The organism is Lysobacter sp. HA18, assembly GCF_054057595.1.
In genome coordinates this window covers 2,023,736-2,038,628 of sequence record NZ_JBSRZL010000001.1, presented here as the reverse complement: position 1 = coordinate 2,038,628, position 14,893 = coordinate 2,023,736, and the positions used below count along the sequence as shown (strand labels likewise).

Annotated in this window: 15 protein-coding genes; 12 read left to right on the top strand and 3 right to left on the bottom strand. The window is 66.4% G+C overall.

Features of this window, described 5'->3' with window-relative positions; all coding sequences use genetic code 11:
* Window positions 1-22 precede the first annotated feature (22 nt).
* Window positions 23-1,615 (bottom strand): carboxylesterase/lipase family protein, encoded by a 1,593-nt coding sequence (locus tag ACVWWW_RS10110; RefSeq protein ID WP_027082144.1) that lies wholly within the window; start codon window positions 1,613-1,615, stop codon window positions 23-25.
* Window positions 1,616-1,618: 3 nt separating this feature from the next.
* Entirely contained in the window at window positions 1,619-2,911 is a 1,293-nt protein-coding gene (locus ACVWWW_RS10105) for a polysaccharide lyase domain-containing protein (RefSeq protein WP_196804325.1), read from the bottom strand.
* 135 nt (window positions 2,912-3,046) lie between these two features.
* Between ACVWWW_RS10105 and ACVWWW_RS10100 the strand changes: the two genes are divergently transcribed.
* From ACVWWW_RS10100 to ACVWWW_RS10065, 8 genes are all read left to right on the top strand, one after another.
* Entirely contained in the window at window positions 3,047-3,871 is an 825-nt protein-coding gene (locus ACVWWW_RS10100; RefSeq protein WP_036141385.1) for a fumarylacetoacetate hydrolase family protein, read from the top strand.
* Window positions 3,868-4,854, top strand: a complete 987-nt coding sequence (locus ACVWWW_RS10095; protein WP_027082146.1) for a TRAP transporter substrate-binding protein — start codon at window positions 3,868-3,870, stop codon at window positions 4,852-4,854. Before ACVWWW_RS10100 ends, ACVWWW_RS10095 begins: the two co-directional genes overlap by 4 nt.
* Complete coding sequence (locus ACVWWW_RS10090) at window positions 4,851-5,399, top strand: TRAP transporter small permease (protein ID WP_196804326.1); 549 nt, start codon at window positions 4,851-4,853, stop codon at window positions 5,397-5,399. The genes ACVWWW_RS10095 and ACVWWW_RS10090 overlap by 4 nt, the downstream gene beginning before the upstream one ends.
* Before the next feature lie 3 nt (window positions 5,400-5,402).
* Window positions 5,403-6,683 (top strand): TRAP transporter large permease, encoded by a 1,281-nt coding sequence (locus ACVWWW_RS10085; RefSeq protein ID WP_027082148.1) that lies wholly within the window; start codon window positions 5,403-5,405, stop codon window positions 6,681-6,683.
* Window positions 6,684-6,738: 55 nt separating this feature from the next.
* Window positions 6,739-7,803 carry a LacI family DNA-binding transcriptional regulator gene (locus tag ACVWWW_RS10080; protein WP_036141388.1) on the top strand — a complete coding sequence of 355 codons (1,065 nt, stop codon included), beginning with the start codon at window positions 6,739-6,741 and terminating at the stop codon, window positions 7,801-7,803.
* A 101-nt stretch (window positions 7,804-7,904) separates the two neighbouring features.
* Window positions 7,905-8,753 (top strand): 5-dehydro-4-deoxy-D-glucuronate isomerase, encoded by an 849-nt coding sequence (gene kduI, locus ACVWWW_RS10075; protein ID WP_027082150.1) that lies wholly within the window; start codon window positions 7,905-7,907, stop codon window positions 8,751-8,753.
* A gap of 7 nt (window positions 8,754-8,760) precedes the next feature.
* On the top strand, window positions 8,761-9,519 hold the full coding sequence (kduD, locus tag ACVWWW_RS10070) for a 2-dehydro-3-deoxy-D-gluconate 5-dehydrogenase KduD (RefSeq protein ID WP_027082151.1): 759 nt from the start codon (window positions 8,761-8,763) through the stop codon (window positions 9,517-9,519).
* Window positions 9,520-9,529: 10 nt separating this feature from the next.
* Window positions 9,530-9,955 (top strand): cupin domain-containing protein, encoded by a 426-nt coding sequence (locus ACVWWW_RS10065; protein ID WP_051234808.1) that lies wholly within the window; start codon window positions 9,530-9,532, stop codon window positions 9,953-9,955.
* A gap of 24 nt (window positions 9,956-9,979) precedes the next feature.
* On the opposite strand, the gene ACVWWW_RS10060 is transcribed toward ACVWWW_RS10065, so the two are convergent.
* The gene (locus ACVWWW_RS10060; RefSeq protein WP_051234809.1) at window positions 9,980-11,710 is read right to left on the bottom strand and encodes an EAL domain-containing protein; all 1,731 of its coding nucleotides are present in this window, start codon (window positions 11,708-11,710) and stop codon (window positions 9,980-9,982) included.
* A 127-nt stretch (window positions 11,711-11,837) separates the two neighbouring features.
* Between ACVWWW_RS10060 and ACVWWW_RS10055 the strand changes: the two genes are divergently transcribed.
* From ACVWWW_RS10055 to ACVWWW_RS10040, 4 genes are all read left to right on the top strand, one after another.
* Window positions 11,838-12,422: a sigma-70 family RNA polymerase sigma factor gene (locus ACVWWW_RS10055; protein WP_027082152.1), complete on the top strand. Its 585-nt coding sequence runs from the start codon at window positions 11,838-11,840 to the stop codon at window positions 12,420-12,422.
* Window positions 12,419-12,910: a hypothetical protein gene (locus ACVWWW_RS10050; RefSeq protein ID WP_051234811.1), complete on the top strand. Its 492-nt coding sequence runs from the start codon at window positions 12,419-12,421 to the stop codon at window positions 12,908-12,910. The genes ACVWWW_RS10055 and ACVWWW_RS10050 overlap by 4 nt, the downstream gene beginning before the upstream one ends.
* A gap of 11 nt (window positions 12,911-12,921) precedes the next feature.
* Window positions 12,922-13,845, top strand: a complete 924-nt coding sequence (locus ACVWWW_RS10045) for a DUF4097 family beta strand repeat-containing protein (protein WP_027082153.1) — start codon at window positions 12,922-12,924, stop codon at window positions 13,843-13,845.
* A gap of 77 nt (window positions 13,846-13,922) precedes the next feature.
* Window positions 13,923-14,579, top strand: a complete 657-nt coding sequence (locus ACVWWW_RS10040) for a response regulator transcription factor (RefSeq protein WP_027082154.1) — start codon at window positions 13,923-13,925, stop codon at window positions 14,577-14,579.
* Window positions 14,580-14,893: the final 314 nt, after the last annotated feature.

The window sequence follows — 14,893 nt, the reverse complement described above, 5'->3', positions numbered from 1 at the left end:
AATGCCGGGGCTTTTTTGTTGGTCAGAACGTACCGCGCTGGATGAAGGGAACGCTGTCCCACAGTCGACGCTCATCGCCGCGCGGGTCGTTCGCCAAGCGAGGCGCCGCGTCGAACACCAGGGTTTCGCGTCGAGCCAGCGAATAGTGCGGCCATGCGGGCAGGCGGGCATGCTGCGGTGACCCCGTGCGGGCGAACGCGATCAGTGCGTCGCTCATGTCGTTCGATACGGCGCGTGCCTCGGCACCGGTGCCGGTCTTCGAGCCCATGGCATCGAGGGTGCCGAACACGAGTGGGATGTCGAGGGTGTGCATCGCGCCCCAGCGCCCGCCATCGAGCGGTGACGGCCAGTCGAGTTCGTACGCCCATGTCGGCGCTCCCTGGCGCGCGCGCGCTTCGGCCTCGATGATCGCGCCCCGCCATGAGCGCCCTGCGGTGGTGGCTCGGAAGAAGACCTGCGACGGCGACCAGTCGGGGTGCATGCGTCGATAGGCATCGATCACCATCTCTACCGGAACGTCGCTGTATTGCTGTCGTTCGAGCTGCGCAGGGAGCGTGTCCCACGTCAGCGCGAACATCGCGTCGTCCGCGCCGAGGAACGCGCGCGTTTCGTCCAGCGTGTTGCCGATCACCATGGGGATGGCGGCCGACTGCGATGGTGCGTCGGGATGGAACGGATGCCTCGGAAGGGCGTGGCCGTCGAGCACCGGTCCGAAATAGAGGCGCGTGTCTTCGATGCGCGAGGGGTCGGCGATCTGCGCGGCTTTCAGCAACGCATCGGCCGGGAGCGACAGCAGGCGGTCCAGTTGCGCGTGCGGCACGCCGAGCGCGTCAAGAAGAAGATCGCTGCGCTGCCGCGCCGCGCGCGGGCCGGCCGCGGTGACCTGCTGGCCGCTCATGGTCCACGCCTTTTGGAACAGACCAGAAGCCTCGGGCATCGCCATCAACGTCGCGATTTTCGCACCGCCGCCGGATTGACCGAACAAGGTGATGTTGTCGGGGTCGCCGCCGAATTCCGCGGCGTGCTCGCGAATCCATTTCAGCGCATCGATGAGGTCGAGCTGGCCGACGTTGCCCGAATCACGAAAGCGCGCATCGCCGTACCCACCGAGCGACAGGTAGCCGAACACGCCGAGGCGGTGCTGCACGCTTGCAACGACCACGTCGCCGCGACGGCAGAGTCGCACCGAGTCGTACAGCGGATCGCTCGCCCAGCCCTGCGTGTAGCCGCCGCCGTGGATGTAGACGAGCACGGGTCGACGCCTGCCATCGCGCAGCGCGGGAGTCGCGATGTTGAGCGCAAGGCAGTCTTCGGTGCCGGGGCCCAGAGCGCCGGTCTGCGGAGCGGGGCGCACTGGCTGCGTCGCATCGCGAACGCCAAGCCACGGTACTTCGGCCCGCGCGCGCTGGAAGCGCTCCGTCGAGGTGTCGGCGCCGTAACGCAGGCCGCGAAATACGTGGATGCCGTCGGCGACCATACCGCGCACCGAACCGCTGCGCGTACGAACGATCACGCCCGGCGCAGCCGATGCATTCAGCGGCGCCAGGGCGATCACGCCGGATGCCAGCGCGGCCTTCAGCAGGCGTCGGCGCGTGGGGCGGTCCGGCGTGTGCATGCGTCAGCGCAGCGGGGCGCGCTCGGGCAGCGGCTTGAGCGGCTGCATCGTGTCGAGGTTCCAGTCGGTGGGCACGAAAGGCTGGTGCGTTTCCGGGAACTCCGCGTAGCCGCCGACCTGCGACTGGCTGTTGATGATCCCGCCGCGGCCTTCGATCACGTCGGCGACGATGCGGCGGTCGACGTCATCGCGATCCCACGGGCGCGCACCGGAGTCGGCAATCACCGCGTCCTGCACGCGCGATGCGGGCATCGGCGTCACGCCGAACGGCAACGCGGGGTGGTTGCGCAGCATGCGCGGCTCGACCGGTGCGGTGCTGTAGCGTCCGAACATCTTGACCGGCTCGCCCGCGGCGTCGACCGCGATGTTGTCGCCGAGGTACAGATCGAGCGGGCCGGATCCGCCGAACATGAAGAACGTGGTGGTCGGCGGCGTGTCGGGCCCGCCGCGCATCACGTTGCCGAGCACGGTCAGTTCACCGGTCTGCGGTTCGTGGCCCTTCCACTCTTCCGCGATCAGGTTGTAATGCACCGCGCGACGCCCGGGGTTGTAGATCAGGTTGTTGATCACCCAGCCCTGGCTGCCGCCCTTGAACAAAGGATTGCGCTCCTTATTGTTCGAGTAGAGGTTGCCGACGATGAGGATGTCGCGCGTGTTGTCGTGGATGAGCGAGCCCTTCGAATGCTCGCCCTTGATGTGCGTCGACTCGGCGAGGCCTTCTGCAATGATGTTGTGACTGAAGGTGATTCGGCTCGACGTCGCCGCGCGCCACTGCTCGGGCGTGTCACCGGTAAAACGCGGCCCGGACGCCGAGAGATTCTCGTCGGTTGCCCACGTCAGCGAGCAATGATCGACGATGACGTCGCGTCCGCCGACCGTGGAAATGCCGTCGAAATCGACGCCCGCGTGTTTCGGAAGTCCTGCATCGCCCGGACGGACGCGCAGGTGCTGCACGACGACGTCGTGCGTCGCGATGTCGATGCCGCCGCGAATCAACGTGATGCCCGGCGACGGCGCGGTTTGCCCCGCGATCGTCAGGAAAGGCTCGGTGACTTTGATGGTCTTGACGCCGAGATCGATCGTGCCGCCAACCTCGAACACGACGATGCGTGGCCCTTTCGTCTTCAGGGCTTCGGCGATCGAGCCCGCGCCCTGCGCGGCGAGGGTGGTGACGCGGATGATCTGTCCACCGCGACCGCCGGGTGTTTGTGCTGCGGCGCCCATCGCGCCGGGGAATGCGATCGACGTTGCAGCGATCGCGGGGAACGTTGCCGGCAGGGCGGCGAGGGCGAGCATGTAAACGCTCGTACGGACGACGGTAAGCCAAGGGCGCATCGACGGTCTCCGGCGGGTTCGGGCCGATCCTAGCCCAAACTCGTTGCCTATGACACCGGTTTCCTATACAACGAGGCCGAACCTCGAGGGGACTCAATGGACCGCTGGGAACAGGGTGACGACTCCGAAACCTGGGAAATCGCTCGGCGATTCGTGCATGCACGCCAGCATGCGCATGCACTCCCGGATTTCCCCGGCACGCGTCCACCGTGGCTCGATGCAGGCTACGAAATCCAGGACGCCGCGATCGCGTTGTGGCCGTCCGCCATCGCAGGCTGGAAGGTCGGAAAAATCCCGGACGCATGGGTGGCGCAACTCGGTGAGGACCGTCTCGTCGGCCCGATTTTTTCTGCTGCAGTGCAGCGCGCTTCGAGTGCGCCTTCGACGTTCGACGTGATCCCGGGCGGATTCGCTGCGGTCGAAGCGGAATTCGTCTATCGCATCGGCGAGGACGCGCCGCCGAACAAGTTGCACTGGACCGAGGACGAAGCGCTGGCCGTCGTCGATGCCATGCATGTCGGCGTCGAGTTTGCCGGCAGCCCACTTGCGACCATCAACGATCTCGGCCCGACAGTGGTCGTTTCCGACTTCGGTAACAACACGGGCCTCGTCATCGGGCCTGAAATTCCCGAGTGGCGCGATCGCGACGAGCCGCGCCTGACGTGCGAGGTCCGTATCGACGGCATCGTAGTCGGGCAGGGTGCCGCGGCGTCCATCGCCGGCGGAACCGGCGAAGCGCTGCGTTTCGCGCTGGCACGTTGCGCGCGACGCGGCATGCCGTTGCGCGCGGGTCAGTGGATCTCGACGGGTGCCGCTACCGGCATCCACGATATCCGCGAAGGCCAGCACGCCGAGGTCGATTTCGGTCCGCTTGGTCGTATCGATTGCATCGCGATTCCCGCTTCCAAGCCGACGGCATGAATACACGACGCGTGTTCCTTGCGATGAGTCTGGGCGCTGCCGCATCCGCAGTGATCCCGCGGAGTTGGGCCGCGGCGCCGATGCTGTTGCGTGCCGCCGACGTGCACGTCGATCACTACCCGACCGTGGAGGCCGTGCGCTTCATCGGCCGCTATTTGCGTGAACGCACCGGCGGGCGTATCGACACGTTGGTCTATCACTCGGGCCAGCTCGGCAGCGAAGCGAACACCATCAGTCTGACGCGCTTCGACGCGCTTGCGATGAGCCGCGTCTACCTGGCGGCGATGAACGATTCCGTCCCCTCGACTCGCATCCTATCGCTGCCGTTCATCATCGACTCCACGGCGCACCTGCGTCGCGTTCTCGATGGGCCGGTGGGCACGCGCGTGCTTGCCGATTTCGATAAGCGCGACCTGGTCGGCCTGGCGTTCTACGACTCGGGGTCGCGCAGCTTCTACAACACGCAGCGGCCGATCCACGAACCGAGCGACCTGCACGGGTTGAAGATCCGCACGCCCGTGTCGGAGATCTTCGTTCGCCTGGTCCATGCACTCGGCGCGAACGCGACGCCACTACCTTTCGGCGAAATCTTCTCGGGGCTGCAGACCCGGCTGATCGACGGCGCGGAAAACAACATCAAGAGTTTCAGCTCCAGCCGCCACTTCGAAGTCGCGAAGTACTGGTCGCGTTCGGAACATACGTTCACGCCGGATGTCCTGATCATGTCGCGCAAGCTGATGAACAGTCTGCCGCCGCGCGATCGCGATCTCATCCGCGAAGCCGCTGCTGCGTCGGTGCCCTATATGCGCGGCCTGTGGGACAAGGCCGAGCGTGAAGCAGCGACCACCGTGACGGCCGGCGGCGTACGCATCAATGAAGTGGATCGTGAAGCGATGCGTCGCGCGACGCTGGGCGTCGCGCGCGATTACCTGCACGACCCTGTGCTCGCAAGGCTGCACGAAGCGGTGAGGGGCGCAGCATGAGCAGCACGTCGGAACCGCGCGCCGTGCACGCAGCTTCGATCGCGGACGTCGTGGCCACGACACCGCCGCCATCGACCCATTGGACCGATCGGTTGGGGCGCGTCGCGGGCGTCATTGCTGGCACGGCGCTGATCAGCATGGCGGGTGTGCAGGCCTGGCAGGTGTTTGCACGCTACGTGTTGAACGCATCACCGGACTGGACGGAACCGGTCGCGCTGCTGCTGCTCAACACCACGATGATGTTCGGCGCCGCGGTCGGCGTGCGCGACGAAGCGCACTTCGGGTTCTTCATCGCGCGTGAGGCAGCGCCGCCGCGGGTCGCGCGCGTCCTTCGTGCGTTCTCCCGATCGCTGATCGCGCTCATCGGCGTCGCGCTCGCGATGTGGGGCGTGTGGCTCGCGGGCGACAGCTGGACCGTACCGATGGCCGGCGCTGGCATTCCAGAAGGAACGTTCTACCTGCCGCTTTGCCTGGGCGGCATTCTCATCGCGATTTTCGCGACGCATCGTCTGCTGACGGACGCGCCGCCGGCCCGGAGTCACTGACGCATGGCCATCGCCATCCTGTTCGCGGTCTTCCTCCTGCTGTTGATCGTCGGCGTGCCGGTCGCGTTCTCGCTGTTCGCCGCATCCGCTGCAACGCTCGCCTATCTCGGGCTCCCGGTGATCGTCGCTGCACAGCAGACGGCAACGGGCGCGGCGTCGGCGTCGCTACTGGCAATCCCGCTCTTCATCTTCGCGGGTGAAATCATGCTGCGCGGCGGCATATCGGAGCGACTGATCGGTCTGGCGTCCGCACTCGTCGGCCATGTGCGCGGCGGGTTGGGGCAGGTCAGTGTGCTGTCGTCGCTGTTCTTCGGCGGCGTGTCGGGATCGGCCATTGCGGACGTCTCGGCGGTTGGCGGCGCGATGATTCCGCAGATGGTCAAGCGCGGCTTCGATCGCGACTTCTCGGTTAACGTCACGATGACGGCGGCGCTGGTCGCGTTGCTCGTACCGCCGTCGCACAACCTCATCCTGTATTCGGCGTCCGCGGGCGGCAGTATTTCAATCGCCGACCTGTTCGCCGCAGGCATCTTCCCCGCGCTGTTGATGACGCTGGCACTCATGGGCACCACGTGGTGGATGGCGCGCCGCCGCGGTTATGCGGTCGAGGCGTTCCCGGGCTTCCGTGTCGTCGGCCGGAGACTCGTCGCGGCGTTTCCAGGTCTGTTGCTCGTCGCGATCATCTTCATCGGCATTCGCGCCGGCATCTTCACCGCGGTGGAAAGCGGGGCAGTGGCGGTGGCCTATGCGCTCGCGGTGACCGGGCTCGCGTATCGCAGCCTGTCGTGGGGCGAGTTCATGGCCACGTGCGTGCATGCTTCGCGCACGACCGGGATGATCCTGCTGGTCATCGCGTCGGCCGCAACGTTCGGCTGGCTGCTCGCCTACCTGCAGGTGCCGTCAGCCGCAGTGCATGTGCTCACGGGTCTGACGACGGACAAGAACGTCATGTTGCTGCTGATGATTCTGGTGCTGCTGGTGCTCGGCACCTTCATGGATCTCGCGCCCATGATCATCATCTGCACGCCGATCTTCCTACCCGTGGCGAAGGCGATCGGCATCGATCCGGTCCACTTCGGCGTGATCCTGGTGCTCAAGGGCGGCCTGAGCCTGATCAGCCCGCCGCTCGGTTCGGTGCTGTTCGTCGGTACCGCGATCGGGCGCATCAGCATCGGCGAGTGCCTTCGCACGATCTGGCCGTTCTGGTTCGCGGCATTCGGCGTGCTGCTCGTCGTCGCATTCGTGCCGGAGCTTTCGCTCTGGTTGCCGGCGCAACTGAAGTAGTGATGTCCACCGGGGACATCCGCTCGTAGAATGCCTCGATGAGCGGACCGACCCCATGAGCCCGAAAAAGACCGTCGTCGATGCGGGCGGCATGCCGCTGACCGGAAAGCCGACGATCAACGACATTGCGCGGCTGGCCGGCGTGTCGAAGAAGACGGTATCGCGCGTGCTCAACGGGTCGCCGATGGTGCGTGCCGACACGCGTGACCGCGTCAACGCGCTGATGCAGGAATACGGCTATGTGCCCGATCCGCAAGCGCGCGGGCTCGCGTTCCGCCGCTCGTTTCTCATCGGGCTGGTGTTCGATAACCCGACCGCGCAGTACATCGTGCACATGCAGTACGGCGCGCTCGACGCGCTGCGCGACACCGGCTACGGGCTGGTCGTGCATCCCTGCGACAGCAAGAGCGAAGGCTATATCGACGGCATCCGCCACTTCGTGCAGCGGCAGAAACTGCATGGCGTGATCCTGATTCCGCGTGTCTCGGAAGACCAAGCGCTGGCGGACATGCTGCGCGAAGTGGGCTGCCGCTACGTTCGCGTCGCGTCGATTCCGTTCGACGAACCGGGTTGCATGGTCCGCACGCATGACCGCCTCGCGGGTGCAGAAGTAGCGAACTATCTCGAATCGCTCGGGCATCGCCGCATCGGCCTGATCACCGGGCCTGCGCGCTATCGGTCGTCCGTGGAGCGCGGCGGCGGCTTCATCGATGCGCTCGCCAAGCGCGGCGTTGACATGCCGCCCGACTGCGTCTACGAGGGCGGCTACACGTTCGAGTCGGGCCTTGCGGGCGCCGAACAACTGCTGGCGCGCGAGCCACGACCGACGGCCATCTTCGCCTGCAACGACGAAATGGCGGCCGGCGTGTACAAGGCGGCGCAACGCATGGGCATCTCCGTGCCCGGTGGTCTGTCCGTAGTGGGTTACGACGACAGCCCGCTCGCGGCGCAGCTGCTGCCGGCGCTGTCGACCATTCGGTTGCCGGTACGCGAGATCGGCCGCCAAGCGGCGTCGCTGCTGCTCGGTGAGACCTGGCCCGCGCCTGTGCAGTCGCCGGGTGGGCTGTCGGTCACGCCGCACCTCATCACCCGCGAATCCTGCCTTCCGCCCCAAGCCTGAGCCGCAAACGCGTCAGTGGCAGTGGTGCAGCGTAGGGGCGTGACACCGGTTACCTTCGAGGCTAGGATCGGGTTCTCACGCGCGCCGCCACGAGGGTTCCGATGTACCAGAAGGTTCTGCATGCCACCCATCCCGACATGATGGTCGGGGTCTCCAACGACCAGCTGCGCGCGCGCTACCTGATGGACGGGCTGTTCGGCGACGGCGAGGTCCGCCTCAACTACACGCATTACGAGCGCATCGTCGTCGGTGGCGTGCTGCCTGGCGCGACTGCGGTCGCGTTGCCCGCACAGGTCGAACCCGCATCGGCCGCCGGACAGCCTTTCCTGCAGCGCCGCGAGATGGGCGTGGTGAACGTGGGCGAGGGCGGCGGTCGCGTCACCGTCGACGGCGAAGTCTTCCAGCTCGCGCGCCTCGACGGCCTGTACATCCCGATGGGCAGCGCCGACGTCCGCTTCGAATCGGACGACGCGACGACGCCCGCACGCTTCTATCTCGTCTCCACGCCTGCGCATGCGCGCTACGCCGCTAAACACATCGCCATAGGCCAGGCCGTTCCGCTGGAACGCGGCGCGCTGGAGACCAGCAACGAACGCACGATCTACCAGTACATTGTTCCGGCGACCTGCCAGTCCTGCCAGCTGTTGCTCGGGCTGACTCTGCTGAAGGAAGGCAGCGTGTGGAACACGATGCCGCCGCATCTGCACGACCGCCGCTCCGAGGTCTATTTCTACTTCGGCCTTGGCGATGGTCAGCGCGTCATGCACTTCATGGGCGATCCGGCCGACATGCGCCACATCGTGGTCGCCGACCACGAGGCCGTGATCTCGCCGCCGTGGTCCATCCACATGGGTTCGGGCACGCGCAGCTACGGCTTCATCTGGGCCATGGGCGGCGAGAACCTCGACTACACCGACATGAACCAGCTCGACATCTGCCAGTTGAAGTGAGGTCGCGATGATCCTCGAGCAGTTCCGTCTCGACGGCCGCGTTGCGCTGGTCACCGGCGCCAACCGCGGCCTCGGTCAGGCGATCGCCGTCGCGCTCGCCGAAGCGGGCGCCGACATCGCCGCGGCGAGCAGCACGCACTCGCAGGAAACAGGCGATCTCGTCCGCGCGCTGGGTCGACGCTTCATCGACGCGCGTACCGATCTGTCCACACTCGACCCGATCCCGGGGCTCGTCGCACTGGTGCAGGACGCGCTAGGCCCGGTCGACATCCTTGTCAACAACGCGGGACTTATCCGCCGCACGGACGCGGTGGACTTTTCGGAAGCCGACTGGGACGCGGTGATGGACGTCAACCTCAAGGCGTCGTTCTTCCTCGCGCAGGCCATCGGGCGCGGGATGCTCGAGCGGGGCCACGGAAAGATCATCAACATCGCGTCGATGCTGTCGTTCCAGGGCGGCATCCGCGTGCCGTCGTATACGGCGAGCAAGGCCGGTATCGCCGGCATCACGCGACTACTCGCGAACGAATGGGCGTCGCGCGGCGTCAACGTCAATGCGATCGCACCGGGCTACATGCGCACCGACAACACTGCCGCGCTGCGCGCGGACGAGGCGCGCAACCGCTCGATCCTCGAGCGCATTCCCGCCAATCGCTGGGGCGAGCCGTCCGACCTGGGCGGTGCCGCGGTATTTCTGGCCAGTCGCGCATCGGACTACGTCAACGGCGCCATCCTGCCCGTGGACGGAGGCTGGCTCGCACGCTGAGGAGTTCACGATGGCCGTTCGATTCGCAGTGCTGCTGTTGCTTCCGATCTCGGCGTTCGCGCAGCAGCCCGCGCGCCGCGATTCGTACGTGCAGAGCGAACGCGATATCGCGGTTACGCAGCCGGGTCCGCACGAAGGCGGCGGCACCACGACGGCATTTCCGTTCTTCGACAACGCGACGGGCTTCGACACCGTGTTCCGCAAGCGCGTGCTGCATCCGGGTTCGACCATCGGAGAGCACGTCAACGACAAGGACGAGATCTACTACGTCGTTGAAGGGCGGGGCGTGCTGACGCTCAACGGACGCAAACAAACGATGTCGGCAGGCGATGCCGTGCTGACGCGCAATGGCGATTCGCATGCGCTCGCTCCGACGGGCGACGAAGACCTGACGATCATCGTGGTCTATCCGAAGAAGCCAGTCGTGCAGCGATAGTGTTCGTTGCGGCGCGGCTCCGCATCAATGCCGCAATGCCTCGCGTGCGATCACCGCCGCGTTCGTCTCGCATCGCCGCAACAGCCAGTTCGTCATCGTCTTCGGATCCAGCGGGCGACTGAAGAAGAAGCCTTGTTGCGCCTCGCAATGCGTGTCCTCCAGGAAGCGCGACTGCGCTTCGGTCTCCACGCCCTCGGCCACGATGCCGAGATCCAGCGTATGCGCGAGATTGACCACCGCCTGCGCCACCGTGCAGCTCAACGGGTCGTCAGGCACACGCTCGACGAACGAACGGTCGAGTTTGATGCGATCCACCGGCAGCTTCGCGAGATAGCCGAGCGACGAATAGCCCGTGCCGAAATCGTCGATCGCGAGCGAGGCACCCATCGCGCGCAGGTCGTCGAGCACGGTGAAACCGGGTCGGCTGTAGTCCACGAGTTGCTGCTCGGTGATCTCGATCTCGACGTCGCCCGACGTAAGCCCCGTGGTTTCCAGCACGTCCGCCACGCGCTCGAGCAGGTGCGGGTCATTGAGTTCGCCGGCGCAGAAATTGACGCACATCCGCAGCGGCGGAATGCCCGCTTCGCGCCATGCGCGCGCCTGCCTGCACGCCTCGCCCAGGCACCAGACGCCGAGGTCGCGGATCAACCCGGAACTCTCTGCGAGCGCGATCAGGTCCTGCACCGGATACCCGGCAAGCGCCGGATGCTCGCAGCGCAACAGCGCTTCCATGCCGACGACGCGACCGTCGCGCGTGTCGATCTGCGGCTGGTAGTGCAGCACGAAGGCTTTGCAGTCCAGCGCCTCGCGCAGCATCGCGCGATCGGTACCGAGCCGGTGCGCGATGCGGTCCATGTCCTCGGTGAAGTAGTGATAGCCGCCGCGCCCGTCCGACTTCACCTTGTAGAGCGCGACGTCCGCCATGCGCAGCAACTGCTTGGTGTCGACCGAGTCGCGCGGAAACACGCTGATGCCGATGCTTGCGCCGATGTGCAATATGGCGCGATCGATGCGGAACGGCTTCGCGAGCGCGTCGACGATCTGCGCGGCGACGCGTCCGCCAATCGTCGGGTCGTCGACCTCGGTCTGCAGCAGTACGAACTCGTCGCCACCGAGTCGCGCGGCGAAATCCGTTGCGCGAACGACGCGCGTGATGCGCTTGGCGACGCGACGCAGCAACTCGTCGCCCATCGCATGCCCGTATCGATCGTTGACGACCTTGAAATGGTCGAGATCGATCATGTGCACGACCATCATGCGTCGCGAGCGCGCAGCCGATTGCGCGGCGGCGACCAGTCTCTCGTCGAGCGCGGTGCGGTTCGCAAGCCCGGTTAGCGGATCCATCCGCGCCATGAGCATCATCTTTTCCTCGTCTCGCTTGCGCGCCGTGGCATCGCGCGCAACCTTGAGGAAGCCGATGAGCCGGCCATCGCTGTCGCGCAGTGGCGACACCAGGCATTCGGCCCAGAAGTGCGTGCCGTCCCGGCGCACCATGCAGCGGATGTCCCAGGCTCGGCCCTCCTGCAGAGCTGCGTGCACGGTCGCGTCGAGCGCGCCGGCATCGCGTTCGACCTCGGTGAACAGGCGCACGACCGGCTGGCCCAGCATCTCGTCCGTCGTGTACTGGAACTGGCGCTCGGCGCCGACGCTCCACAGGCGGACCACCCCGTCGGGGTCGATCAGGACGACTGCGTAGTCGGCCATGCTTTCCAGCAGGGCGGACAGCAGACCCGGGCTGTCGGGTTCGAGGCGCATGCCGTGGGCTCCAAGCTGGAACACGGGGCGCGGGTGATGCGCCGTGGGCCAAGCTGGCACCCGACGGATCGAAACACCGTGACGGTGGGCATTTAAACCGCGGGCCGTCCCGCCGCATCCGAAGGGTATGCTCACCGCCGTGCTCGACACGCCCCCGAACGCCGCCATATCCCCCGTGGACGAGGAGCGGGCGCTCATCGCGTCGGCCACGTCGGGGAGCACCGCGGCATTCGAATCGCTCTACCGCCGCCACGCGGGCCGCGTGCACGGCGTCATCTGCCGCCTCGTGGGCGGGCAGGGTACGCGCGCCGAGGACCTGACGCAGGAAACCTTCGTCCGCGCGTGGCAGGCGATGCACGACTTCCGTTTCGACGCTTCCTTCAGCACGTGGCTGCACCGGCTCGCGGTCAACACCACGCTGATGGAGATGCGCAGCCGCCGCGTTCGCGGACACGACCAGGGCGACGAAGACGGATTGGAGTTCGTCGGCCTGCAGGATTCCGCGGGTAGCGGCACCGCGCTGCGAATGGACCTTGAGAAAGCGGTGGCGAGCCTGCCACCGCGGGCGAGGGCGGTGCTCGTCCTCTACGACATCGAAGGCTGGCGCCACGAGGAAATCGCCGAAGAACTCGGCATGGCGGTTGGCAGTTCCAAGGCGCAATTACATCGCGCGCGCAGCCTGCTGCGCGAACGGTTGGGAGAAACGGCATGAACCACGACGACAACGATCGCATCCCGCTCGACGAAGACCGCGCGCTGCCCGATGCACTGCGCTGGCAGTTGCGCGCGCAACGTCGCGACATCGCACCGGCGACCGATCTCTGGCCCGTCATCTCGGCGCGTCTGTCGGCACCTGCGCCGCGTGCAACGCGACGTACGCCTTATTTCGCGATGGCTGCCACCGTGTTGCTCGCGATTGGCGCCGGCACGCTGGTGCAGCGCCTCTCGCCGCCCACCGTCGAACCCGTGCACCGCGAAGCGCAGAAGCTGACGAAGGAATACGACCGCGCGCTGCGTTCGATGCCGAACGCGACCGCGTCGTCGACCGAACTTGCGCCAGCCATTGGCGAACTCGACCGCAGTGCACGCCAGATCCGCAGCGCCCTCGAGCGCGATCCCGATTCGCGACTGCTGCTCGACCAGCTGCGTCGCACCTATGCGCTCCGCCTCTCGCTCTCGCAGCGCGCGGTCGTGGGCTGACCGGAGACACCATGAAGGCCGCCATGCACATCAGCTCACTCGCGCTTGCCACTGCGCTCGCGCTCGCCGTCGTTCCGGCCTACGCCGGCACGCCCATCAACCAGACTCGAGCACTGGATGCGCGCGGTCGCGTCGAGATCGAGAACGTCAAGGGCAGCATCGACGTGCGCGCCTGGGACCGTCCGGAAGTGAAGATCGAAGGCACGCTCGGCGCTGGCGTCGAGAAGCTCGAGATCGAAGGCGACGGCGATTCGCTGCGCATCTCGGTGAAGTATCCGGAGAGCCACGGCTTCGGTCGTCTGATGGGCGGACGCAGCGCCGAGCCGACGACATTGAAGGTCACCGTGCCCGTGCGCGCAGACCTCGACATCTCCGCGGTGTCCGCCAACGTCACCGCATGGGGCGTGGCGCCGTCCAAGCTCAGCATCGACAACGTGAGCGGCAATACGACCGTTGCTGCTGCGGCGGATCGCGTCGACGTCAACAGCGTCAGTGGCGATGTCGACCTCACCATCAATCGCGCCGACGTCGATGTTCAAAGCGTCAGTGGCAGCATCAAGCTGAGCGGTCGCCTGGGCCGCGGCGTCGGCGTGGAATCGGTGTCGGGCGGAATCGATGTCGACGTGGTCGATACGCAGGTCGAACGTTTCGAAGGCACCAGCGTCAGCGGCGATGTCGACATCCGTACTGCACTCGCGCCGCACGCGCGCATGAAGCTCGAAACGGTGAGCGGCGACGTGCGCCTGCGGCTGCCGAAGACGGTTTCGGCGGAGGTACGCGGCGAAAGCTTCAGCGGCACGCTGCGCGCACCGGGCGCGACCATCGAACGGCCCGAGCACGGCCCCGGCTCGAATTTCCGCCAGCGTTACGGCGGCGGCGATGCGGAAGTTTCGATCGAAACCTTCTCGGGCGACGCCGACCTCAAGCTCGACTGATCGACGGCTGGTTGCGTCGGCAACCACTCGCCAGTAGCCTTTTTCCCGGGGAAATTTCAAATCTACCGGGGGAAAGGATGTCCATCCGAGTTTTCATCATCGACGACCACGCGATCGTGCGCACCGGAATGCGCATGATCCTGTCGTCGCAGACCGATATCGAAGTCGTCGGCGAAGCCGACAGCGGCGACCAGGCGCTGCCGCAGATCCGCCAGCTCAAGCCCGACGTCGTGCTCTGCGACGTGCATCTGCCTGGGCTCAGCGGGCTGGAAGTCACCGAGCGCATCGTCCGCGGCGATTACGGCGCACGCGTCATCGCGGTGTCGGTCATGGAGGACGGCCCGCTGCCGAAACGCATGATCGAAGCGGGCGCGTCGGGTTACGTCGGCAAGGCCGGCGATGCGAACGAACTGCTGCGCGCGATTCGCGACGTGGCGCGCGGTCGCAAATACCTCGCGCCGTCGGTTGCGCAGAATCTCGCGCTTGCAGGCATCGGTGGCGGTTCGTCGCCATTCGACGACTGCTCGCCGCGCGAAGTCGAAATCGCGCTATTGCTCGTGCAGGGCCTGCCGCAGCAGGAGATCGCGCGTCGGCTCAGCCTGAGCCCGAAGACCGTCAATACGCACAAGAGCCGCATGTTCGAGAAGCTCGGACTGTCGATCAGCGACACCGTCGGGCTTGCGCGACTGGTTGCGCAATACGGGTTGGCGGATCCGTCTACGGTCGTGCAGTAGGCGGGTTGTTGTTGCGGCGATTGACGATCAGCCGCTGAGCCGCTGAGCCGCTGAGCCGCTGACCGGTTGAGCCATTGAGAGCGGCGGGTGTCGGCGATCGCGACCGCGCAGCTGTCGACACGTTCGCTTGGAGCGCGCGCTCGCGCGCTCTCGGTTTGCGTGCCTTGTCGTCGAAGGCTGCATCTTCGTGGTCACACTGAGCCTGCGCGCAGTACACGGCACGCATTGATTCGCGCAGCATGTCGCCCCGCCATTGCCGACTAGGACGCACCACAACGACGCGCAAACAAAAAGGGCCGCTTTCGCGGCCCTTT